Source organism: Pseudomonas sp. SWRI77 (assembly GCF_014269105.1).
GTDB classification, from domain to species: Bacteria; Pseudomonadota; Gammaproteobacteria; order Pseudomonadales; family Pseudomonadaceae; genus Aquipseudomonas; species Aquipseudomonas capeferrum.
This window is the reverse complement of record NZ_JABWRV010000001.1, coordinates 67,849-91,997: the sequence shown is the minus strand read 5'-3', so window position 1 is coordinate 91,997 and position 24,149 is coordinate 67,849. Positions and strand designations below refer to the sequence as shown.

17 protein-coding genes and 1 other RNA gene are annotated in these 24,149 nt (G+C 59.1%); 3 read left to right on the top strand and 15 right to left on the bottom strand.

Annotated features, from left to right (window positions below; all coding sequences use genetic code 11):
* Positions 1–76: 76 nt before the first annotated feature.
* The 11 genes from HU766_RS00395 to HU766_RS00345 form a co-directional block, all read right to left on the bottom strand.
* Positions 77–847, bottom strand: coding sequence for an NERD domain-containing protein (locus HU766_RS00395; protein ID WP_186652611.1), 771 nt, complete (start codon positions 845–847; stop codon positions 77–79).
* A 66-nt stretch (positions 848–913) separates the two neighbouring features.
* Positions 914–2,764: a 3'-5' exonuclease gene (locus HU766_RS00390; protein ID WP_186652610.1), complete on the bottom strand. Its 1,851-nt coding sequence runs from the start codon at positions 2,762–2,764 to the stop codon at positions 914–916.
* Between the two features lie 320 nt (positions 2,765–3,084).
* Positions 3,085–3,399 (bottom strand): restriction endonuclease, encoded by a 315-nt coding sequence (locus HU766_RS26115; RefSeq protein WP_346656640.1) that lies wholly within the window; start codon positions 3,397–3,399, stop codon positions 3,085–3,087.
* A 258-nt stretch (positions 3,400–3,657) separates the two neighbouring features.
* Positions 3,658–5,094, bottom strand: coding sequence for a restriction endonuclease subunit S (locus HU766_RS00380; RefSeq protein WP_186652609.1), 1,437 nt, complete (start codon positions 5,092–5,094; stop codon positions 3,658–3,660).
* Positions 5,087–6,637, bottom strand: a complete 1,551-nt coding sequence (locus HU766_RS00375) for an N-6 DNA methylase (protein ID WP_186652941.1) — start codon at positions 6,635–6,637, stop codon at positions 5,087–5,089. The genes HU766_RS00380 and HU766_RS00375 overlap by 8 nt, the downstream gene beginning before the upstream one ends.
* 305 nt (positions 6,638–6,942) lie before the next feature.
* The gene (gene hsdR / locus HU766_RS00370; protein WP_186652608.1) at positions 6,943–10,416 is read right to left on the bottom strand and encodes a type I restriction-modification system endonuclease; all 3,474 of its coding nucleotides are present in this window, start codon (positions 10,414–10,416) and stop codon (positions 6,943–6,945) included.
* Positions 10,417–10,614: 198 nt separating this feature from the next.
* Positions 10,615–10,902: a hypothetical protein gene (locus tag HU766_RS00365; protein ID WP_186652607.1), complete on the bottom strand. Its 288-nt coding sequence runs from the start codon at positions 10,900–10,902 to the stop codon at positions 10,615–10,617.
* A complete protein-coding gene (locus HU766_RS00360) occupies positions 10,899–11,879 on the bottom strand; it encodes an integrase domain-containing protein (protein ID WP_186652606.1) in 981 nt (326 codons plus the stop codon). The genes HU766_RS00365 and HU766_RS00360 overlap by 4 nt, the downstream gene beginning before the upstream one ends.
* A gap of 942 nt (positions 11,880–12,821) precedes the next feature.
* On the bottom strand, positions 12,822–14,078 hold the full coding sequence (locus HU766_RS00355; RefSeq protein ID WP_186652605.1) for an integrase domain-containing protein: 1,257 nt from the start codon (positions 14,076–14,078) through the stop codon (positions 12,822–12,824).
* 187 nt (positions 14,079–14,265) lie between these two features.
* Positions 14,266–14,657, bottom strand: a transfer-messenger RNA (tmRNA) gene (ssrA, locus tag HU766_RS00350).
* Positions 14,658–14,755: 98 nt separating this feature from the next.
* Positions 14,756–15,046, bottom strand: coding sequence for a hypothetical protein (locus HU766_RS00345; RefSeq protein WP_186652604.1), 291 nt, complete (start codon positions 15,044–15,046; stop codon positions 14,756–14,758).
* Positions 15,047–15,500: 454 nt separating this feature from the next.
* Between HU766_RS00345 and HU766_RS00340 the strand changes: the two genes are divergently transcribed.
* Positions 15,501–15,749, top strand: coding sequence for a hypothetical protein (locus HU766_RS00340; protein WP_186652603.1), 249 nt, complete (start codon positions 15,501–15,503; stop codon positions 15,747–15,749).
* 327 nt (positions 15,750–16,076) lie between these two features.
* Here the strand turns inward: HU766_RS00340 and HU766_RS00335 are convergent, their stop codons facing one another.
* From HU766_RS00335 to HU766_RS00325, 3 genes are all read right to left on the bottom strand, one after another.
* Positions 16,077–18,887, bottom strand: a complete 2,811-nt coding sequence (locus HU766_RS00335) for an FAD-binding and (Fe-S)-binding domain-containing protein (RefSeq protein ID WP_186652602.1) — start codon at positions 18,885–18,887, stop codon at positions 16,077–16,079.
* 75 nt (positions 18,888–18,962) lie between these two features.
* Positions 18,963–20,108: an FMN-dependent L-lactate dehydrogenase LldD gene (gene lldD / locus HU766_RS00330; RefSeq protein WP_033701621.1), complete on the bottom strand. Its 1,146-nt coding sequence runs from the start codon at positions 20,106–20,108 to the stop codon at positions 18,963–18,965.
* A gap of 63 nt (positions 20,109–20,171) precedes the next feature.
* Entirely contained in the window at positions 20,172–21,842 is a 1,671-nt protein-coding gene (locus HU766_RS00325; protein WP_033701618.1) for a lactate permease LctP family transporter, read from the bottom strand.
* A 257-nt stretch (positions 21,843–22,099) separates the two neighbouring features.
* Here HU766_RS00325 and HU766_RS00320 point away from each other — a divergent pair, with 257 nt between their 5' ends.
* A complete protein-coding gene (locus HU766_RS00320) occupies positions 22,100–22,867 on the top strand; it encodes an FCD domain-containing protein (protein ID WP_047583811.1) in 768 nt (255 codons plus the stop codon).
* A gap of 159 nt (positions 22,868–23,026) precedes the next feature.
* Here HU766_RS00320 and smpB read toward each other — a convergent pair whose 3' ends face one another.
* On the bottom strand, positions 23,027–23,509 hold the full coding sequence (gene smpB / locus HU766_RS00315) for an SsrA-binding protein SmpB (protein ID WP_012312633.1): 483 nt from the start codon (positions 23,507–23,509) through the stop codon (positions 23,027–23,029).
* 163 nt (positions 23,510–23,672) lie between these two features.
* Between smpB and HU766_RS00310 the strand changes: the two genes are divergently transcribed.
* Complete coding sequence (locus HU766_RS00310; protein ID WP_033701615.1) at positions 23,673–24,107, top strand: type II toxin-antitoxin system RatA family toxin; 435 nt, start codon at positions 23,673–23,675, stop codon at positions 24,105–24,107.
* Positions 24,108–24,149: the final 42 nt, after the last annotated feature.

The window sequence follows — 24,149 nt, the reverse complement described above, 5'->3', positions numbered from 1 at the left end:
GGGCAGTCATGACCTTTGTACTCACTGCCCTATATAAACGCCCTGTCTACCAGACCTTCAATCGTCGTATTTCGGGCTAAAAACGCTGCATCGTTCGGCATTTGGGGAATGCCGAACAACCCCAAAACTGCTGCCCTGCCTTCGCCCCTGATTTGGCGGTCCGAACCAGCAGCGCATTGCCACATTTAGGGCATTGCCGCTCGGCTGTCGGGTCGCTGCGGCGTTTCAGGTTTTGCACATGCTCGCGGTGGGTAGCGCGGGTAGGGGCACGGCGGCCGGTTTGCAGGGTTTGCAGCATGGCGTTCACATCGGCCTCGGTGAAAACCGGCTGATTAAACGATTTGATGTAGCGAATGAACTTGCTGCCTTGGGTCACGTTGGCCGGCATCTGCGTTTTGAACGTGCTGTCACCGACGAAGGTGATCACCGAGTGCAGGTGCTCGGCATTCACGCCCAAGGTCGTTTCCAGTGCTTTGAGGTGCTTGTAGTTCTGCCGCAGCGGGTTCTGGAATTTGAACGTGCGCTTGTAGAGCTTCTGCGTCCACTGGGGCTGCTTTTCGCTGCCGAAGATCCAGCCGTTCATATTCTTCGTTTCCAGCACGAAAATACCGTACACCGAGACGAAAACGTGGTCGATCTGGGTGGTGCCGTCCGGGGTGTCCAGGGTGATGTTGTGCAGGCGGCGATAGGTTTGCTCGTTCAGGTACAGGTAGGCGAAGTAGCGTACAAGCAGCTCGCCGAGGTAGCCCTTTACACCTGGAGACTTGAGTGCGAAAAGCAAGATGACGAGGGGGATGAACCAGCTCAGGGGGATCCAGTGCTGGGTGATGATGGGTGTGAAGTCCATTTCTTAACCTTACAAAAATATGGGTGACAGCGGCTATTCCAAACCGCTGTACGAACAGCCGTTGACCTAAAGGCTGGCTTTTACTTGAGCGATTGCTTCCCCGAGACGTTCGGTGAAGCCCGACTCACCTTGATGGCTCATTACCAGGCGATCGACTGCGCGTGTCATCGCCACGTATAGCAAGCGCATCTCGTCAGCTTCATCTTCGCCCTTGGCTGGCATTTCATGCAGGCGCGGGATCATCACAAAACCAAACTCCAGCCCTTTGCTGGAGTGCATGCTGACGATTTTTACCGAAGGGTGGGCGTAAAGCTTTGTGCGCTGAGAGCTCACGCGTGCGGTGGTGTAGGGGATACCTGCCGCCTTTAGCGCCTCTTCAACCCAGAAGGCCTGCTCGGTATGCCGGTAAATGACCGCCATGTCGTCCCAGGCTCTGCCGTTTTCATGTTCTGCCCTCAGCCTAGCAACCAGGCATTGCGCCTCTTGTGCAGCCCCAGCAAGGCTTAGAAGCTGTGGCATCTCACCCCGGCGACCTGCACTTTGGGGTGCAAGCACAGGTACATGGTCGTCTTCGGCGTCGCGTGCGCTTAGCAACTCCTTGGAGAATGCATGGGCAACCGACAGCACTTCCAGCGTGTTGCGATAATTGATACGCAGCACCGTGGTACGGCCAGAAGCCTTGATGCCTACGCTGGCAAAACTGAACGCCAATTTTGTGCTCGGCGCTTTGCCGCGATAGATCGCTTGGGCGTCGTCATACAGTACCAATAGGTCCTCGCGCTCACGATCAACCTGATGTACGACCAAACGGAACCACTCGGGTTTGAAGTCATGCCCTTCATCAATCAGGATGGCACCGTACTGTTCGGGCGCGAGGGCGCCGCTTTCCATTTGCCGAAGCACCTCTTCTTCCAGTGCTTGAATAAACTTCGCCCCTTTCATTTCGGGGATGGCGAGTTTTGCTTGGGTCAGCAAACTGTGGCACCAGGCGTGAAAGCCTACGACGGTTACCTTGTGCTCCTGGCGGTGCTGTTGCAGCACCTGGTTCAAACGCGCGGCAAGTGTTTTGTTGAAGCACAAGACCAGCACCGGTTTAGTGGCTGCGCGAGCCAGGTACAAGCAGCGATAGACCAGGATCATGGTTTTACCGCTACCTGCCACACCGTGAATCACCCGATGGCCATCGCCCATTGAGCGCGCCAACTGCTCTTGCTGAAGGTCCATCACTTTCAGCAGGCAGGGAAGGGGCGCGTCTTGTTCACTGAACAACCCGAACTGGGCGGGCGCAGGGCTCAAGCGGATTTCGGGGAAAAGGTGATAGCGCACTCGGTCGATCTGTTCTGGTACAAGATGCACGGGAAACTGATGGACCAGCATCTTGCAAACTTGCTGTTCGAATACGCTGCTGTCGGCGGTTTCGTACATCTCGTCCTTGCAGATGACCCGCGTCCCCTCCATCGCGGCACCAAGCTGTCTTGCCTCGAACTCTTTGCGAGTGATCTCGGTGAGCACCACCCCCCAGCTGTACGGCATGATCAGCTTGCCGGGCCGGTAAGCCTCAGCACCTTGGGTCAGCGCGCTGTCTTTCTCCAGTGCCTGAACGGTTTCAAAGGCATTCTTGCGGGCCTGCGCCAGGGGATTGATAACGGTTTTTTCCTGACCATCATCATATTTTTTCACATCGCTGGCCGTTATCGAGATCAGCGAAGTCACTTTCCAGTCTTTGACTTCGAGCACCAATAGCCCGATTTTCGGGTGCAACAGGACAAAGTCAGGTTGCAGACCTTTTGGGCCTACTGGCACGTTGAACCAGCATAACCAGTCGTTTGAGAGCTTTTTCTCGAGTCGCTCCGCCAGGCGTTTTTCGCCGGGAGCGTCGAAGCGACAGGCACTGAGTGCCGGGAAGAGTTGGGCCATATCCTTATCGTCCATATCCAAAAACGCCGTGCACAGTAGGATTTAATGTCGCGAGGTGCAAATCCAAAAGGAGGAGGAGGGGCAGCGGCGCTGCAGGATTCACTGATCGCGATTTTGGGCCGTGAGGGGAGGGCTGGGGGTAGCGTTAAGTCAAGGCGGCTTGCTTGGTTTTACCAAATAGCAGCTGATAGGACCGGGGAGATCTGAAACAACGCTGTAGCTATCTATTTTTACTGGCTAATAGGTCGTTAGATAACCTATTTGGAATACCACCTGGAATGCTGAATGATCGGGATTCTGATGGACAGTGGTTGTTGAACTCAGCCGAGCGACTCGTCAAAGTAAACACTGTCGGGCCTAGGTACCTCGCAATGCTGCGAGCTGACGCCGACCTCGTGATCCAACATCAGACTGACCAGACGTTTACCGTCGACCAGCAAAAGCCCTTCGACCGAGGGTGCGAACTCGACCGTTTGGACAGTGAAGCCTGAGGTAGAGATGAATACACCACGTATGGCTTTCTGCCCTGCCAGGGCGCCATAGAACGCCTGCAAATCGGGGCGGGCTACAGTGCTCTGCCAGCGTTTAGCCTGTACGCAAACGCTTTCCAGCCCCGATGCGTCCAGCGAGATCACGCCGTCAATGCCGCCGTCGCCACTACCCCCGACTTTCTGCAGCGACTAACGGTTTGCGCTGAAGCCGAGGCTGTGCAGGACGTCGAGCACGATGTGCTCAAAGTACGTCGGCTCGCTTGCAATAGGCAATCCAGCAGGTTGCCCGCTAAGCTCGTGCACAGCTCTAAGATGGTTTGGATCAGGAGCTCCTGCGGGCTGCTAGTGAAAAGGTCGGTCTTAGCGATCGGCGATGACGTGTCGTTGCTCTCCTCCAGTGATTCAGCATCCGGTGCTGCCTTTAGCTTCAAGCTCAAGAGGTTCACAGCTAGATGTTCGACCCACTTTGGGCTTAACGGGGCCGGGTTGGCGACCGCGCCTGGCCTTAGGTGCTGCGGCGCGCTGGGCTTTAATGCGCTCTAACAGGACGCTGGCCGGTTCGTCGTTCGGGTCTTGCGGCACAAGCTCGCCGCGGAAGGCTCTTGTAAGGATGCTTTGGGTCAAGAGGTCGATTCGCGCCTGGGCGGCTTTCACACGGACTTCGAATTGGTCGGCGAAAGCGAATAGTTTTTCGACGCGACGGACAATTTCAGTTTGTTCATGGAGCGGCGGCAACGTGACCGGGTAGTTTAGGATTTGTTTTCCGCTGATATGTGGAATGTCACTGCCCGTTTGATTAGGGATTAAGTAGTTCGAGAAGGCGTAATCTGACAGGAGTAACATTAAATAGTCGTTTAGAATTTTTTGAGATTGCTTAAAGCGGCAGACTCGCTGAACAAGTAGGCAGGGAAGGTCTTCTCTCTTCGCTCTGGCAAGCTTCAGCCCAGCAGAAACTATTGGGCGATCCATTGCAAGAATGATGTCTCCCTCCGATATGAGCAAGTACTCAAAGCTTGATAATTTTTCTTCTGGGAAAAATTTTGTTTCTATCCAGCGCAGAGAGCCAGGCTCAATATTCTGCCCTCTAAGTAGTCGAATTCCATCGGCGGAAAACTCGCTGCTTTTGAAGGCATGTCCGATATCAATAGCAACAAAATCCCCAAGTTTTCCCTTGTTCCATTTTTCATAGCCTGAACTGCACTGCTCAGACGTCAACCGCCCGGAAGTAGCGGCGGTAAGGACAGACTGTCGGAAGCGCTTGAGCAGCGCGGGGATGCCGTCGATGCGGCTTTTCAGAGTATCGATCTGAACCATTAGCTCTTCGAGCTTGGCGGCGATACGGATTTGTTCGGCGATAGGCGGGACCGATAGCAGAATCTCGCCAAGTTTTCCTCTAGAAATTCTTTTTCGTGTAGTTCCCGAAGAGTTAAGCTCCATCTCGCGCCTGATAGGCGATGAGTTCAAAAAGTGCATCAGCCATTTGTTTGAAACTCCGCTGCTCCCAGCGCGGAAAACAGCAATATCAACCACTGTCAAGCAACGCTGGGGCATAGCAGGCAACAGGCATGCGCGACCTAGTGGGGCAGGCATTCGGGCGATGAGAACATCGCCTTCCTTAAGCTCCGTACAGTTCAGGATGGAAAACTTCTCGTCGTTCACGTAGCGAGAGGACTTATCGAAAAATAAACCGTCACCAATATCTGCGAGCTGCAACAATCTGTTCGCGCCATTGGGATCTTGGTCTTTACTTTCAATCCAGTCCCCATCCGAAAAAATCCCGTCTGCGCCTAGCAGGTCATTTAATGTTGCAGTTGTCCACCCCTTCGGCAGCTCAATCATCCCCGTTCTCCTTGGCGACCACCAAGCCCATCACCTCAGCCATCAACTGCTTCTGCGCCATCACCTCGTCCCCTGCCCCTAGAGCCTTCATCAGCTCTTCCAGCTCGTGCAGCGCCTCGGTCAGCTCAGCCATGGCCTCACCCGCCAGCACTTCCGGAGCGGGCAGGTCGGTGGCGTCGAGGCTGCTTTCGTCCTTGAGCCAACTGATATCCAGTGAGTCACCACGTGCGCTGCGAATATAGTCGCGGGTAAAGCAGCGGAAGCGGCTGGCTTCACCAATACCTTCAACATTTTCGCCGCGCGGGCTTGCACCGTTGGGATCTTCGCCATAGGCGTCCTCGAACGGCTTGAGGTGAATTTGACCGAAGGGTGTACGCTTGCCGAAGCTAGGCATGTTGCTGCGTAGGTCATAGATCCACACGCGCTTTGTGCAGCTTTCTTCCTGGCGCGGGTTTTCTGCAGTGCCCTTGTGGAAAAACAGCACGTTGGTCTTTACACCCTGTGCGTAGAAGATTCCAGTTGGTAACCGCAGAATGGTGTGCAAGTTGCACTTGTCCATCAGATCACGACGTACCTCAGTACCAACCCCTGCCTCGAAAAGTACGTTGTCCGGCAGTACCACTGCGGCGCGGCCACCGGGCTTGAGACCGCGGTAAATGTGCTGAAGAAAAGCCAACTGCTTGTTGCTAGTGCGGTAAGTAAGGTCGTCGCGGGTCGGGCCGCCGCCGCCTTTAGCGGTGCCGAACGGAGGGTTGGAAAGTATCATGTCCACTTTGGGCAGCCCTGCCCCGGCCTGACCGAGGGCGTTGCCCAGATGTACCACGCCTTCATCGTCGCCTTCCATGCCATGCAGCAGGGTATTCATCAGCGCCAAACGACGAGTGCCAGGTACCAGTTCCACGCCGACAAAGGCGCGATTGCGCTGGAAGGCCTGGGCTTTAGCGTCTAGGTCGTAGTAGTCGTCAGTGTGGCTTTTGATGTAAGCGTCAGCAGCAATCAAAAAGCCCGCTGTACCGGCAGCCGGGTCCTGGATTGTCTCGCCCGGTTGCGGCTTGATGCAGCGGATGATGCTGTCGATCAGCGGGCGCGGCGTGAAGTACTGGCCGGCGCCGGATTTGGTCTCGCTGGCGTTCTTTTCCAGCAGGCCTTCGTAAAGATCGCCGAGACCGTCCTCGCGTGCGCTAAACCAGTCGATGCCATCAAGGCTTTTGATCAGTTGCTCGAGGTGGCGCGGTTCCTTGAGGCGAGTCTGCGCGTCAGCGTAGATGGCGGCGATCAGCGGGTCAGGGTTCTTGCCAAGGTCCAGCAGCATCTGCCTGTAGTGGTCGAGCAGGTTGATGCCGGACTTGCCCGCCAGGTCTGGCCAACGCGCGCCCTGCGGCAGCTTGTGGCTGAAGGAGTCGTTGTTCTGAACCTGCTCATACTCCATCTTGATGAACAGCAGCAGCACCAGTTCAGTTACGTAGTCGCTGTAGTTGATTCCGTCGTCGCGCAGTACGTCGCACAGGCTCCAGAGTTTCTGGACGATGTCGGAGTTGGTCATTTTCACTCTCAAAGTAGATAGGGATACGAGCCTGCACTGCTTGTGCAGCGCCACTGCGAATCAATGTCGATGCCGGGGGCGGTGATAAAACCTTCTGACTACCGGGCAAAAAAAAACCGCTCGATTTGTGCATAGCTGCCGAAGCAGCCATAGGCATGGCGGGTGTGATGCAGGGGAGGTTATGCACGGCAGCCCTGTTTTGCAAGCTGATTCGGACACCGGCCCAGTGAGTGAAAAACTCGGATTTCTGCTCGACCGGGACTCGGGATAGACACCTACTGACAAGTCTTCGAATGAGCAATAGATCAAGCCGCAGACCACAAATTGTCGTTCAACGTTTCCAGCACTGCTTCCAATTTGCCGCCAAGGTAACGGTCCAGACCTTTGCTACCGCCATCGGTTCGGAACGTGTCATTGACTTGCTGCGGATCGACCACAACTTCATGCACCAACTGTTTGGCAAGGCGCTCCAGCCAGCGGCGCTGTACCGGGGTCCAGGCCTGCATGGCATAAATGCGTTTCATCGCCTCTGCCACACGTTGATCAAACGGCAGCAAAGCCTCGCCAATAGCGGCCTGACGAATAAATCCGAGGATGCTGGCAGCGATTTCCTGGTTGGTATGGTTTCGCCAGGCGCTTTTCAAGCTAGCTTCGCTGAAACCGTTTTGGTCCAGCAACAATCGTACTTCGCGCAAGTGTTCGCGAGTCAGATCCTTGGGGCGGTTGACCACTACGCCTAGCGCGGCGGACTGGTTCAATTGGTTGTGGATGAATTGGTGGAAGCTTTCCAGAAAGTCAGCCGGCTTCTGATACTTACCATAGTTTTGCTCACGTACTACGAGCTCGTCTTCGTGCGCGGAGATGATCGGATACCGCTCCGATCCAAGCAGGACACTGACAGCAGCCAGCTGGTTGATCAGTTCGCTATGTTGGCGAATGAAATGGGCGGCTTGCTGTGGTCCGAGCTCATGCAAATGGGTGTGCAGTTTGCCAGGGGCGACCCCCCAGACATCCTGCAACTCGTCGAGCTTCTGTTTGATGGCCGGGTTACTTTCGGCTTTGTGCTCGGCTTTGCGCAGAATGCGCATGACCCTTTGGTTCAATTGGTCGAGCACGTCATTGGCGTGACTGCTGTCTTCCTGGCTGCCGGGCGCGTCGTGGCTGGCGTCGTCAGTAAGCTCACTCATCAATTGCTCCAGGGAGATATTCGGGTTCTTGACCAACGGCTTCATGGTGTCGACTTCCTCCAGGCTGGCATAGAGGTCGACGGGGTCATAGATGCGAAATACCGTTTTACCTATTTCGTCACAGCGGCGGGTAGCTCGGCCTTTCATCTGCTCATAGAGAATGCGCGAGCGCACGCGGCGCATGAACACCAAGTTGCAGATTGTCGGCACGTCGATGCCGGTGGTCAGCAGGTCAACGGTGATGGCGATACTTGGGTGCGGTTCGTTTTTGTAGCGGCGAATAAGTTGCTCAACCTTGTCGCTCTGGCCAGTAATGATGCTTACCGTCGCTTCGTTGTACTGTTCCCCGTAAGCGTCCTTGAAGGCATCATCCAGCAGGTTTTTCACGCGCTCTGCGTGAGCCTGATTGACGCAGAAGATCATGGTCTTTTCTTCGCCGAAGGGGTCCAGTTCCTTGGCCAATTCATCGCAGATGACCTTGTCAAAGGCGGGCGTTATGACGCGGCGGTTGAACGACTCAATATTGAAGTTGAGCTCGTCCTCCAGTTCCGCTGTATCGACTTCACCTGTCTGGGTATTGATGACATTAACAGACTCGCCCTTTTCAAAGCGGATGCCATGCTGGGTAAGCTGGGTTTCGTAGCGGATCGGTGGCTCGTGGTCGATCAGCCAGTCGTCGGCCACGGCCTCCCGGTAGCTGTAAGTGAACACCGGCTTGCCGAAAATTTCGCTGGTCTGTTTCGCTGGTGTAGCGGTGAGGCCGATACGGCAAGCGTCGAAGTAATCGAGCACGCGACGGTACTGCGAGAGATATTGGCTGGCATCGCGCACAACCAGTTCGCCTTCGGTCATCTCCTGGTCGAGAGTGTACCCTCGGTGGGCCTCGTCAACGATGATGCAGTCGAACTCACCTACGGACGGTGGGTTGTCAGAGCGGAGAATTCGGCTGACCATGGCTTGCACCGTGGCCACCTGAACACGGGTTTCCGCTTCGGCAGCCATGTCGCCCAGCGCTTTAATGTCGTAGATCTGGGCCAGTGTGTGGTTCTGCTCAAGCGTGGTGTCGTTAAACGAATCAATAGCCTGCTGGCCAAGGGCACTGCGGTCGACCAGGAACAGAATGCGCTTGAAACGCTCGGCTTTGAGAAAACGGTACATCAGGCCAATGATGGTGCGGGTCTTGCCCGTGCCTGTCGCCATCGCCAGCAGGCAGTTGCGCTGATTGCCTGCCAGCGCCTGTTCTACGGCCTTGATGGCTTTTTCCTGGTAGTCGCGCAACTTCAGGTAGCCAAAACCTTCCTTAGCCAGCTTTTCCTCAGCCTCAGACTTGCTGCGTTTGAGCAGGTCGAGGAGGTCACCAGGTGTATGAAAATCTTGCAGTGGTCTTCGGGTGTTGGCAGGGCTCCGCAAATCGCGGAACCAGGTACCGGATTGTTCTGCGAGTTGCTTGATATATGGGCGACCATTGCAAGCAAAGGCAAAGGGTACCTGGAAGTGACCCCTGCTGCCGTCATTCCAAGGCTGGGATTCACCCGCCAACGGCCAAGGCTGCAGATGTTCAGCGCCAAGCCTGAATTCGCGGGCGTACCGCTCGGCTTGGGTAATCCGGTCGGCAACATTGATGCTTAGACGTTTTGCTTCGACAATTGCGATGGGTACCAGGCCGGCGAATAGCACGTAGTCCGCGCAGGCTTTCGGACCACTGGTGGGCCATTCGGCGATAGCCTTGTTTTTGCCTTTCTCCGGGCGCGTACCTTTGCTGTAAGTGAGTTCCAAAGAGTCCGCTTCCCAGCCAGCGTCGTTCAACTGTTGGTCGATGAGGATGCGGGTAAGGTCCTCCGACAGTTGGAATTTGCTGCTGGCCTTTTTGGTTTTCTCTGCAACTTGCTTGCTGGCCTGCGGCTGCGCGGCGAGTTGCTTTTGCAGTGCCTTAAGGCTTAGCTCATGTTCTGCGCGCAACTTGGTTAAAGCCGCTTCGTGTTCTGCTGCTAACTGCTTGTGGTTTTGCGACTCGGCATCCATCTGCTCAGCTAGGACTGAGTATTCTTCTGCTTCAAGCTTGAGCAGGGTGGTTAGTTGCTGGTTGCTTTCCAACTGCTGGCTGGACTCGCTGAGCTGCGCCCTGAGCTGTTCGATCTGGCTTTGCAGGTCGCGTAGCGAGGTGCTGGGGTCACTCGGCGTGACGAAGGGGCCGGGTTTAAATGAAGCGGTGTTCTTGCCAAATGACTGGTGGTACCAGATGGCCAAAGCGCGCCCCACCTTGAGCCCATCCATAGCCTCGCGGTGCTGCGTGCGAAACTCATGAGTGGCTTTGTTTCCTTCTACGCGCAAGGTGTGAAACAGGTTACGAATATTTTGATCCAGCTGGATCTCACGGCTGAGTTTGTACAGCAGATCAGACTGGGTGGTGTGGGCATCGAACTCGATACCGGCACGGCTGGCCAGGTCCTGGGCCAAGGCTTCGCCAAGCTGGCGCAGTTTGATCAGAGTGGTGTTTGGATCACTGGCGAATGCCTGCTCGGCCGTACGCGCAAGCTGAAGGAAAACGGGGTCGTGTTCCTGGAGGAAAGCAAAATTGCTGCTGGCTGCCATGGTCGTTCCTTCGGGCACTTGGCCACTCTGTGCGCGCATCACGCTCTGCGGATGTGTAGTTGGCAATAGCTTAACCAAGCTGAAGCGGGTTTGACCATGGCAGAAGGCCACGGTTGTACCGACAGAGCTCGTCTGCGGAGCTGTTGAATTAGCGCACTGCTGCTTTGGATCTTCTGTAGTCGATAGTGGCTGTCACAATCAGAACTTCGCTTTGAGGATGAACGTCCATGGCTTTTCTAAACGACGAGCGAGCAGACGCACGGTCAGCAAATAGTAATATCGCGTCGCGTCTCTGTGTCCAATTAGGCGATGCTCAAGGAACCAAACCATATGCTTTTTCTGCCAAGCCCAGGGCGTTTTTAGCGCCCAGCGATCTGCGATTTCGGTCTGGATGATTTGCGCCTGTCGCACATGTCGTTTCTGGGTTGCGTGCGAGCCGGTCAGCACGCCAGCTAAGAACAGCTCCATGTCAAATGGCTTACTCATGACCGTCCTCCAATGTACGCGGCGATCACGTCAATCCGAGCATGTCCCAGCTCATAGCTGATTTGCCTCCGGGCATCGCGATCAAGGTGCTTATCTAACTGGCAGCATTGACCGCCATTGATAGGTGCGTGGAGTTGGGTGATTTGTTCATAGCGCTCACAGGCGTACGCCGCTCGTAGCTCGTGGAGGCCTTTGAGGCTGTGGGCATGCAGGATGTCCCGAGCTGGGCGGATGATTTTGTGCAGAAAGCTCAGGTAGCTTTCGTGCGGCGCAATCAGGTTGCGGCTACCCGTAGGCGACACCTGCCGTGCAAACCCAAGTGCGTCTTGAACATGGTGGTCCACCGCGATCCATCGTGGCGCTGAGGCGCCAGCTCGGCCGCCTTTAGTGCCATCCTGGATATTGATCCTGCCTAGGTCGTTGGCCTCACGGCTCAGCCGTGGCAAGTCGGCTAGGATGGCCTCACGCATGCGCATGCCGGTGGCTCGCGCCAACAGAACGATTGCAGCGGCGCGTAGCTGATGTTGGCGACAAAGTGCATCGACGATCTGTTTAACCTTTGCGCGGTCTTGGCCCTGCGGCACCAACTGTCGAACCCCGCTGCGCTGCATACCCAATGCCTTGCTCGGACTGGGGAATTTCACATACTGATCACCGCGAAGCGCTGCCATGGTCCTGTTAACGCTGGATAGCCGGTTTTGTGCGGTGCTGACAGCAAGGTCACCGCGCCTAACCACGTCGCGCAGATACGCCGCATAGTCCGCCAATACCTTCCGATCAATCTGCCGCGCATCATTGATACCCGGTCCCTGTTCGGAGCGGCACCACTTCACGAATGCCTGCCACCGATCACTGTGCGCCTTGACCGTGCCGTAATGGCCTCCGCCAAACATGTCTTTCAGCGCTTGCGGCCCCGCGTAGCTCAGTTGTCTGCCGTAACCGAAATTTCGGCCATCGCGTCTACCCACCAATGCCATGTCAGTCACCTCATCAGCCGCTCTCCGATTCTCACCCCACGTCATCCCGCCAAGAATGTTGAGTGTTATCAGGGATCAAGGCCCCTGCGACCTGTGGGGATGTCCTCTAACGCGGGACTGGCGGCTCCTTACGTCCGGGAGCAAGGGCATCTCATGATCTGGCCTCCTGAGCACCGTTACCGATGGGCGGGTGGAGGCAGCGCTGGCTGACGAGACCTGCGCCTGAAGATCCTGAGCCATGTGCAAGCAGCAATGCGATGACCGGGGCATGCCTGACTGTCAGTCAGGTGCAGTCCATTCCTTGTTCTGCGGCACCATCATCTACAACGCTGTTGCTGGTGACATCGGCGTTTGTCACGCCGATTGTCACGAGGGGGAATGCCGCAAAGCCATGTGCGACAAGGGTTGCAGCAGTGGTAGAAGTGCCCGTCTCTTTCCACAGAAAGAGACGGGCACAGGTTGGCGCAAGATTCGGCCAAGCGGATAGGTTGCTGCAGGGCAGCGATGTACCGAGTATCTGGCGCACGAGCGCCATAGGTGTAAGAGCATCCATCACATGGGTAGTGACCGGGCGAGCTGCCGGATGCGAATCGCCCTTGGGGAGAACCACCGGGGGAGCGGCGTGACCTTCAAGGTTCGGGTCACCTGGGGTGCTGTCATCGACAGCCTTTGCACGGCCAGTTCTACGCCTGTGGATAAACCCGGTCAAGGGCCGAAATTCAGCGCTCTTGGGGGCGTGAAAAGCGGTTATCCACCGGTGGAATTCCGTGGTAAATCCTGGACAACGTCGTGGCTTTTAGCTTTTCAAAATAAGGTCCATCCAAACAGGGCGGCTTTGCAGCCCTGTTTGGATGGACCCGCGCTGAGAAGCGGATAAGCGAGGCTGCTTGCCCCGAGTCACGAACGTTCAGCTGTTACCGCAATTCTTGCGCCTGCACAGTGCTAACGAATCGGCACCACATTTTTGTCTCTGACCTGGCCGTATGCAGAAGCGAGCAGGCTGCCGGTGGCGGCTTTCTGGATGTACTCACTCCACCAGGCCATCATAGGTCGACGGCGCTCTATGTAGTCGGCCCGGTTGTAAGCGCTGCGCACCTCATCCTTGTCAACATGCGCCAGTGCGACCTCAATGAGTTCGGGGTCCCACCCATGTTCATTCAAGATGGTGCTGGCCATTGAGCGCATTCCGTGGCTGACCAAGCGATCCTGAAACCCCATGCGTTTCAACGCCATGTTGGCCGTTTGGCTATTGGCGTGGGTGCGTGGATTTCTGTCTGCCGGGAAGACGTATTCTCGATGGCCGCTGTGAGTCTTCAGTGACTCCAACAGTGCGACAGCGTGATCACTCAACGGAATGCTATGTGGGCGGCGCTTCTTCATCCGCTCCGCTGGGATAGTCCAGACACGCCTTTCAAAGTCGATGTCTGCCCAGCGAGTAGTCGCTGCTTCGGCGGGGCGAGTCATCGTGTGCAACTGCCATTCGATCAGGCAGCGGGTGGTGCGTTTGATGCTGGCGTTCGCGATCTCCAGCATGAGCTCGGGTAGCTCTTCGGGTGGAAGCGCAGCCATGTTCTCTTTCTTGGGCTTCTTGAAAACCGCCCTGATCCCGCTGAGCGGGTTGGCGAAGATCAGGCCGGAATTTACGCCGTAGGTCATGATCTCGTTTAGCCGCTGGCTAAGACGTTTGACCGTCTCCAGGCTACCTTTCGCTTCGATTGGACGAAGCAATGCGATCACCATCGGCGCGGTGATTTTCGTCAGTGGTGTCGTCCTCAAGTCGGGGAATACATGCAGCGAGAGTGACCGCCAAATGTCCTCGGCATAGGCCGGGGTGACCGAGTCTTTCTTGAGCTCGAACCAGGCGGTGGCCACGTTCTCGAAGGTGTGTTCCGTTTCTGCGCGCTTGGCTTCATTCAACGTATTGCGTTGCACCTTCGGATCAATGCCCTGTGCAAGCAGCTCGCGCGCGTCGACTGCCATCTTTCGTGCATTCGCCAACGACAGTTCGGGGTAGGTCCCGAAGCCGATGTTGATGCGCTTCTTGGTCACCGGTTCGCGGTAGTTGAAATTCCACAGCAACGAGCCGTTGCTGCGTACTCGGAGCTGCAAACCGTCACCGTCCGTGAGGACATAATCCTTGGACGCGGGTTTGACTCCCTTGAGCTGTCGATCTGAGAGGCGGAGAGTTTGAGCAGGCATGAGATTGTCCTCAGGCACTGATTCGGTATTCCAAAGATTAGCACCGGGTGAGCTGGAATACCGTCTGGAATACCCGAACGGCTGGAACTCAAAAACTCTCAAAAGACCGCAAAAGCGCTGGAAGCCGCGTATTTACTGGCTTCCAGGCACAAAAAAAGACGTCCGTGGACGTCTTTGTTTGATCATTTGGTGGAGCCGGGGGGATTTGAACCCCCGTCCGCCAGTACTCCGCTGTCGGTACTACATGCTTAGCCGTGTCTACTGATTTAATCCGCAGCCGCCCGACGGGCAGGGTGCTTTGGATGAGTTGGGTAAGTTTTAGTCGCTTTGCCCCCAACGTGCTACACGACGATCCTGTTCTGTATGACAATCATTTCGGGTTTACAGGCATCCCCTGATGATTGCTGGAGCCGAAGCTACCAGGAGAGCGGGCTCAGCTGCTTACGCAGCGAGAGCGTAACCCTCGTAGTTTTCGTCATTGGCAACTATAGAAAGTTGCAACAGTGGATTTACGAGTTCTGTTACCAACTCGGCATGCACCTAGAGTTTCGCTACCGGCGTCGAATCCTAATCGGCCCCACACTCAGCTCTAGCTGACCGTACCTTTCGGCACGTGGGCTGAGTATACGCGCTAAAGCGGGCGGCGTCGACAGCAGGTTCCGCCGCCCGCTTCAGGCTCAGGCACCGCCGCCGCCCGAGCCGCTGCCTTTCTCGGTTTTTTCCAGGCGTTCCAGGACTTTACTGGTAATGGCAATGCATTCCTTGGTGTCGCCCGAGGCCTGTGCGGCTTTGGCTTTGTCGACGTGCTCGGTGAGGGCTTTGTCCAAGCCCTCGGAGGTGGCGCCGGCGGTGGCCATGCTGTCGTCGATTTTCTGCAGGTTGGCGGTGCAGAGGTCGTCTGCGGCGAACACTGGCGAGGCCAGGAGGGTAGCGGCCGCGAAGAGGGCCGAAAGCGCGGTACCTTTCATGGGTGACTCCTTCTGAGGCCTCTGGAAGGTGGGCCTGTAAGGTGGACTGCGTAGGTTTGGCGAGGGTTCAATCGGGATGGTGGCGGGGCGATATGATGGGATGGCTAGGCGTGATTGCGTCGCTTTGGGCGGCGGGGCTGTAGGGGAATTCGGAACTTGAAACCAAATGCTTCAGGTGGAATTGGTTTAGGAATTATCCTACCGGCGCCGCAGCCGTTTCTCTGTTGTCGTTGATGAGCGCAGGGGCTAGTTTCCCTGGGTCGCCATGGTTTGGCGATCGGGTGTGAGAGCCCGGCGATTACATCGTGCCAGTGTTATGGCAGCCGTTCGTGGGCAGGCTTCGGCCTGGCCGGAATTCCGATGTTCGCCGGTCTCTCACCCCGCGTACGGCTGCCACCTCCTTCTGTGAGAGGAAGAGGGTGATAGCTCCGTTTATGACATCGGAGAATTCATCATGAAGAAGAGTGTTCCTGACCCACCCAGCCAAACGTCTCCACGTTCGTTCTACACCATCGACAACAAGGTGCCTTCACCTGAGGCGCTGTTGTACGCCATTCAGCTGATGCGCGGTATTGAAGACACCTTGGACGAATACATCTGCGGTAATGCCGGTGAGCCGGGTATCGGCATGCTGGTGAATTCGGTGCATAACGTACAGATGAGCAGGGCGTTGGCTGAGTTGGTGCTGGCACGCGAGCCTTGAGGGCTTTGGGGGCCTAGTGCTTGTCATGGCATTTTTGGCGCCCATGAGATCGAGCGCCGCCCGCGCGGCGCATCGCGACGCAAGGCCGCTCCTACATTTGTTTCGGGCCAGTTATTCCAGAGGCATTGGCGCGCGACCCCTTGGTGCCCGCCTCGATATCGCGTCGTACAAACAAGGCGGTCGCGCGCAAATGCCACAGACCTCACTGGCCCGAAACAAATGTAGGAGCGGCCTTGCGTCGCGATGCGCCGCGCGGGCGGCGCTCGATCTCACAGGCGCTGAACATGCATTGGCGAACACCTGTCAGCCCTAACGCCATCTCATGCTTCAGATACTACGCGCCCGCGTCACCCGATCCACCAGGTAAACCAACCCGTGATAATCAATGCCACTATGGCTGGACAACCCAATCTCACAGGTGCGGCTGGTAGAAATCCCTTCACTGCAATACTGCACCGCATCCTTCAAGCTCCGCAGCGAATGTGCATTGAGCTCCGGCGTGGTAAACCCCTTGTCCCCCGCAAACCCACAACAGTGAATCCCTTCCGGTATCACCACCTGCTTGCTGCACCGCCGCGCCAGGTCTATCAGCGCCTGGCTTTCCCCCAAGTGCTGGGTGCTGCAGGTCACATGCACCGCCACCGGCTCTTCCTGCGGGGTGAACTCCAGCCTGTCCAGCAGATGGCTACGAATGAAGCGCACCGGGTCGTACAGGTCCAGGCGGGTTTCCCCCAGGTCCTGCACCAGGCGCAAGGTACACGGGCTGGTGTCGCAGTAGATCGGGTCAAGCCCTCCGCGGCTGGCATGCAGCAGGGCGTTGATCAGCTCCTGGCGCTTGTGCTCAGCCTGCTCCGGGTACCCCTTGGACGCAAACGGCTGCCCACAGCACAGGCTGTCGGCGTTCTCCGGAAACACCACTTGGTAACCGGCCTTCTCCAGCAGCCCGCGGGTCTTGTCCAGCAACGAGCTTTGCTCCCGGTCTGCATAGGCCGGCCCCATCACGCGTGAAACGCAAGCCGCCAGGTACACCACCCGTGGCCGGGCATCATGGCTCGCCGGGCCAAAGTCGATGCTGCGCAGGGGCTGTGGCATGGCCGGGGTCCACTGCGGCAGCCGGCCTTTGCTGGCTTTGCTCAACGCTGTGCTCAAACGGCCCAGGCGCGGGGCGCCGAGCAGCTTGCGGGCGGTGTTGGCGGCGGTCAGGGTCAGGCGGGCACCGCTCAGTGCCGTGTGGAAGTGGTCGGCCAGCCAGTCGGCGGCCTTGTCGTGCTCGGCGGCCTGGCTGCGCAGCTTCTTCACCAGCTCGCCGGTGTTGATGCCGACCGGGCAGCGCTGGGCGCACAGGCCGGTGGCGGCGCAGGTGTCGAGGCCTTGGTATTGGTAGGTCTTGAGTAGTGCTCGGGTATCGATGCCGGCGCGTTTCTTGGCCTGGATATCACGCCACATGACGATGCGCTGGCGCGGGCTCAGGGTCAGCCCCTTGGACGGGCACACCGGTTCGCAGAAGCCACACTCGATGCACTTGTCGACGATTTCATCGGCGGCCGGCAGCGGCTTGAGGTTTTTCAGGTGGATATCGCGGTCTTCGCTCAGCACCACATCGGGGTTGAGGATGCCGTTGGGGTCGAGCAGGCGCTTCAGCGCCCACATCAACTGGTACGCGTCATGGCCCCACTCCAACTCCACGAACGGCGCCATGTTGCGGCCGGTGCCGTGCTCGGCCTTCAGCGAGCCACCGAACTCCACGGCCACCAGCTGGGCCACGTCGTCCATGAAGGCTTGGTAACGCTTCACTTCCTCGGCGCTGTTGAAGCCTTGGGTGAAGACGAAGTGCAGGTTGCCCTCCAGGGCATGGCCGAAAATGATCGCTTCGTCGTAGTGGTGCTTGTCGAACAGCTGGATCAGGCGGTTGACGCCCTCGGCCAGTTGTTCGATGGGGAAGGTCACGTCTTCGATGATCACCGTGGTGCCGGTCTGGCGCACGGCGCCGACGGCGGGGAAGGTGTCTTTGCGGATTTTCCACAGCTGGTTGTACACCGCTGGGTCTTCGCTGAACTCGACCTTCTGCTCCAGCGGGAACTCGGCAATCGACGCCATCACCTGCTGCAGTTGCTCATGCAGCAGCGTCTGGCTGGCCGCGCGGGACTCGATCAGCAGCGCGCAGGCATTGTCTGACAGGCCTTTTACCCACAGCGGCATGCCGGGCATGTTCTGCACCGAACGCAGGCTGCGCCGGTCGAGCAGCTCTACGGCAGACACCGGCTGGCGCTTGAGCAGGGTGACCGCGCGGCAGCAGCTTTCGACGCTGGGGAAGACCAGCAAGGCGCTGGCTTTGTGCGGGTGGTCGGGCACGGTGTCGTAGGTGACGGCGCTGATGAAGCCCAGCGTGCCTTCAGACCCAACCAGCAGGTGCTGCAGGATGTCGAGCGGCTGGTCGTAGTCCACCAGGGCATTGAGGGACAGGCCGGTGGTGTTCTTCAGCCGGTACTTGTGGCGGATGCGGTCGGCCAGTTCGGTGTTGGCGCGGGTTTCACGGCCCAGGCGCGCCAGTGCTTCGAGCAGGTCGGCGTGGCTGTGCTCGAAGGCGCTGACGCTGGCCGGGTCTTCGCTGTCCAGGCGGGTGCCGTCGGCCAGCACCAGGCGCAGGCCGGCCAGGGTGTGGTAGGTGTTTTGCGCGGTGCCGCAGCACATGCCGCTGGCGTTGTTGGCGACGATGCCGCCGATCTTGCAGGCGTTGATCGAGGCAGGGTCCGGGCCGATCTTGCGCCCGAACGGTGCCAGCCAGGCGTTGGCCTGGGCGCCGATCACGCCGGGCTGCAGGCGGATCTGCTCGCCCTGGCTGCGGATTTCGCGGCCGTTCCAGTTGTCGCCGAGCACAATCAGCACCGAGTCGCTGATGGCCTGCCCAGACAAGCTGGTGCCGGCCGCGCGGAAGGTCACCGGCACGCGCTCGCGCTGGGCCAGTTGCAGCAGGCCGACCACTTCGTCCTCGGACTCGACGCGCACCACCAGCTTGGGGATCAGCCGATAAAAGCTGGCATCGGTGCCAAAGGCCAGGGTGGAGGTGGGGTCGTCGAAACGGCGTTCGGCGGGTATCAGGCGCTCGGCATCACGCAGGAACGCGGCGGGCAGGCTCATGCAATCTCCTCGCGGGGCCGCGGCGTCTGGTGCGCCGCATGCCCCGGTCAATCAGGCGGTGTTTCGTGCAGGCGTTCAGGCGCCCAGTTCGCGGACCAGCGAGTCGCGGGTGATCTCGCTGATCGACTTGGCGCCGGTGAGCACCATGGCCACGCGCATTTCCTTCTCGAACAGTTCGAGCAGGTTCTTCACCCCGGCCTCGCCATGCACGGCCAGCGCCCAGAGGAAGGCACGGCCGATCAGCACGGTGTCGGCGCCCATGGCGATCATGCGCACCACGTCGAGGCCGCTGCGGATGCCGGAGTCGGCGAGAATCTTCAGCTCGCCCTTGACCGCATCGGCAATCGCCGGCAGGGCGCGGGCGCTGGACAGCACGCCGTCGAGCTGGCGGCCGCCATGGTTGGACACGACGATGCCATCGGCGCCGAACTTGACCGCGTCACGGGCGTCGTCGGCATCGAGGATGCCCTTGATGATCATCGGGCCCTCCCAGAAGTCGCGGATCCACTCCAGGTCTTTCCAGGAGATCGACGGGTCGAAGTTGTTGCCCAGCCAGCCGATGTAGTCGGCAAGGCCGGTGGGGTTGCCACGGTATTTGGAGATGTTGCCGAGGTCGTGCGGGCGGCCCATCACGCCGACGTCCCAGGCCCACTCGGGGTGGGTCATGGCTTGCAGCACGCGGCGCATCGGGCCGTTGCGCCCGCTCATGCCGGAGTGGGCGTCGCGGTAGCGGGCGCCGGGCACGGGCATGTCGACGGTGAACACCAAGGTCTTGACCCCGGCGGCCTTGGCCCGCTCCAGGGCATTGCGCATGAAGCCGCGGTCCTTGAGCACATACAGCTGGAACCACATCGGCCGGTTGATGGCCGGGGCCACTTCTTCGATCGGGCACACCGACACGGTCGACATGGTGAACGGGATGCCATGGGCTGCTGCGGCGCGTGCCGCCTGCACTTCGCCACGGCGGGCGTACATGCCGGTCAGGCCGACCGGGGCCAGGGCCACGGGCATGCTCAGGGTTTCGTCGAACAGCTGGGTTTCCAGGCTGAGCTCGGACATGTTCTTCAACACGCGCTGGCGCAGGGCGATGCTGGCCAGGTCCGAGACGTTGTGGCGCAGCGTGTGCTCGGCGTAGGCGCCGCCGTCGGCGTAGTGGAAGAGGAAGGGGGGCAGCTTGCGTTGGGCCGCGGCGCGATAGTCGGTAGAGGCGGAAATGATCATGGATTCTCGCAGCGTTGCTTGAGGGGAACGCCGGGCGCGCCTTGGCGCCCGGCCCCTTTCACTTTAGTGATGAACCAGCATGCCGGTCAGCCAGTAAGCCTGGACCAAGGTGATCAGGCCCACGATGGTGGCGAAGAACAGGCTGTGCTTGACGGTGAAGCGGAACAGGTCGGACTCCTTGCCCACCAGGCCGGTGGCGGCGCAGGCCACGGCAATGGATTGTGGCGAGATCATCTTGCCGGTCACGCCGCCGCTGGTGTTGGCGGCCACCAGCAGGGTGTCGTTGACCCCGATCTGGTGCGCGGTGGTGGCTTGCAGCGAGCTGAACAGGGCGTTGGACGAGGTGTCCGAGCCGGTCAGGAACACGCCCAGCCAGCCGAGGAACGGCGAGAAGAACGGGAACGCGGCGCCGGTGCCGGCCAGTACCAGGGCCATGGTCGAGGACATGCCCGAGTAGTTGGTGACGAAGGCGAAGGCCAGCACCATGCCGATCGACAGGATTGGCCAGCGCAGCTCCCAGAACGTCTCTTTGAAAGTGGTCAGACCAGTTTTGAAGTTGATCTTCAGCACCGCCATGGAGATCAGCGCCGAGAGGAAGATCGCGGTGCCGGTGGCAGAAATCGGGTCGAGCTTGAACACCGCTGGCATGGCGGTCGGCGCGGCAACGATCGGGGCGGTCTTGATCACCAGCTGGTCAAGGTGCGGGATGGCGAAGTTGAACACGAAGTTGTACATCGCACCGCCCGGCGCGAACGCGGCCTTGAACGGTTTCAGGGTCCAGATGGTGACCAGCACGGTGAGGATCAGGAACGGCGACCAGGCCTTGAAGATTTCGCCGAAGCTGTACGGGCTCGGCTGGCTGCCGCTTGATTGCACGACTGCGGCGCCGACGCTGCCCTTGGCTTGCGCGAACGAGCGCTTGGGCTGCCAGACTTTCAGGAACAGGGTCAGGCAGATCAGGCTGGCCAGGGCCGAGGTGATGTCGGGCAGCTCTGGGCCGATGAAGTTCGAGGTGAAGTACTGGGTCACGGCAAAGCTCAGGCCGGCGACCAGGGCTGCAGGCCAGGTCTCCTTCACGCCGCGCACGCCGTCCATCATGAACACCAGCCAGAACGGCACGAACAGCGACAGCAGCGGCAGCTGGCGGCCGGTCATGGCGCCGATGTGGAAGGCGTCGATGCCCGTCACCTGGCCGGCGACGATGATCGGGATGCCCAGCGCGCCGAAGGCGACCGGTGCGGTGTTGGCGATCAGGCACAGGCCGGCGGCGTACAGCGGGTTGAAGCCCAGGCCCACCAGCAAGGCGGCCGTGATGGCCACCGGTGCGCCGAAGCCGGCCGCGCCTTCCAGGAAGGCACCGAAGCAGAAGCCGATCAGCAGCACTTGCAGGCGCTGGTCGTCGGTGATCGACAGCACCGAGCTGCGGATGACTTCGAACTGGCCGCTCTTGACCGTGAGTTTGTACAGGAACACCGCGGCAACGATGATCCAGGCAATCGGCCAGAGGCCGTAGAGGAAGCCGTAACCCGCGGCGGCCAAGGCCATGTCGACAGGCATCTGGAAGGCGAAGATCGCCACCAGTATCGACAACCCGAGGGTGATGCTGCCGGCGACGTGGCCTTTGAGGCGGAACACGGCCAGGGCAAGGAAGAAGAACACGATAGGGATGACCGCCGCCAGTGCGGACAGGCCGAGACTACCAAGCGGGCTATAGAGTTGTTGCCAGGTTTGCATATGGGGTGGCCCCTAATTGTTGTTGGTCAGCACTGGCATTGGATAATTGGTAAGACCAATTTACAATGTCTGGGCGCTAGGTTAAAAGCGCTGTCGTGGGTGTGTCAATTTGTCCGACACAAAACTTTCGTCGCGTGCCGATGAGCGGGCGTCTGATGAGCTTGGAAAAAACACCGGGTGATGGGTGTGTGTGCAGCGCGGATCGGCGAGAATAGGCGCCCCCCTGATATTTGCCGGGGGTTTGTGGAGAGCATGTGATGGTTTTTGATCAGGTCCGCCAACGGCGCCTGTCCGACGACATCGTCGATCGGTTGGAAGGGATGATTCTCGAAGGCACGCTGACCTCGGGCCAGCGGCTGCCGGCCGAGCGCGTTCTGGCCGAGCAGTTCGGTGTGTCGCGCCCGTCACTGCGTGAGGCCATCCAGAAACTGGTGGCCAAGGGGCTGCTGATCAGCCGCCAGGGCGGTGGCAATTACGTCGCCGAGTCACTGGGCTCGACGTTCAGCGACCCGCTGTTGCAGTTGCTGGAGCACAGCCCCGAGGCGCAGCGCGACCTGCTTGAGTTTCGCCATACCTTGGAGGCGTCCTGCGCGTATTACGCGGCCCAGCGCGCCACCGAGCCGGACCGTGCACGGCTGAAGGCGGCCTTCGACGCGCTGCAGGACTGCTATACCCGGGTTGACCAGGTGACGCGGGCAGAGGAAGGCGCAGCGGATGCGCGCTTTCACCTGGCGATTGCCGAGGCCAGCCATAACGCGGTCTTGCTGCATACCATCCGCGGCTTGTTCGACCTGCTCAAGCGAAACGTGGTGACCAACATCGGCGGCATGTACCAACAGCGGACCGAAACCCGGGACATGCTGATCAGTCAGCACCGGGAGCTGTACCTGGCGATTGTCGAGGGCAGGGCGGAGGAGGCGCGGGAGGTTTCCAGCCGGCACATTTTGTATGTGCAGGAGGTGCTGGAAGAGGCGCACGAAGAGGCGCAGCGCGTGGCGCGGGCAGAGCGACGCAGCGGACGTTAAGCGGCCAATGCTGATGCGCCTCTTGTAGGCGCGGCCTTGCGTCGCGAAAGGACTGCGTAGCAGGCCCCGGATTTGTGCGTCGCCGCTGATATCCGGGGCCGCTTTGCGGCCCTTTCGCGACGCAAGGCCGCTCCTACAGCAAGCGCGCAAGGGCGGAATCTAGTCTTCCTTGCCCTTGTTCCGCACGGCACGCTGCAGCTCGCGGTTGGAATCGCGTTCGCGCACGGTGTCGCGCTTGTCGAATTCCTTCTTGCCCTTGCCAAGCGCGATCTCGCACTTGATCAGGTGCTTGCTCCAGTACAGCGCCAAGGCCACACAGGTGTAGCCCTTCTGCGCCACCGCCGCTTCCACACGCTCCAGCTCGCGCTTGTTCAGCAGCAGCTTGCGCGAGCGGATGGGGTCGGCGATGACGTGGGTGCTGGCCGTGGTCAGCGGGGTGATGTGGCTGCCGAACAGCCAGGCTTCGCCATCCTTGAGCAGCACGTAGCTGTCGGTCAGGTGCGCCTTGCCGGCCCGCAGGCTCTTTACTTCCCAACCGGACAGGACCAGCCCGGCCTCGAACTTGTGTTCGATGAAGTAATCGTGTCGCGCTTTCTTGTTTTGCGCGATGGTCCCGGTCGGATGTTTCTTTTGTTTAGCCATAGGGGCGGCATTATAGGCAACTCGATGCGTCGTCGGCTATGGGATTTCGGTGTGCTTGAGCCACCGCAATGAATACCGGACAATACAGGCCCTGTCGTAGGTACAGAACCTGTTTTCGGCACGCTGCGAAGCGCCGCCACCCAGCCTTGGAAGTGACGCCTGGATGACTACCCATATTCAACGCTCCGCCCTGCTGCCGTATCCCGCCCAGGCGCTCTATGATCTGGTCAATGACGTGGCCAGCTACCCGCAGTTCCTGCCGTGGTGCTCTGCCGCTACCGTGATCGAGGCCAGCGACACGCACATGCGGGCCAAGCTAGAAGTGGCCAAGGGCGGCATGAGCCAGCATTTCGTCACGCGCAATGTGCTGGTGCCGGGCCAATCCATCGAAATGAACCTGGAGGAGGGGCCGTTCTCCCAGCTGCATGGTGTGTGGGTGTTCAAGCCGTTGGGCGAGAAGGCCTGCAAAATCAGCCTGGACCTGTCCTTCGACTATGCCGGCCCCTTGGTGCGCGCCACATTGGGGCCGCTGTTCAATCAGGCTGCCAACACCCTGGTCGATGCCTTCTGCCAGCGTGCCAAGCAGCTGAATAGCTGAGTGCTGGCCGCAAACGAAAAAGCCCGGGCCTAGGCCCGGGCT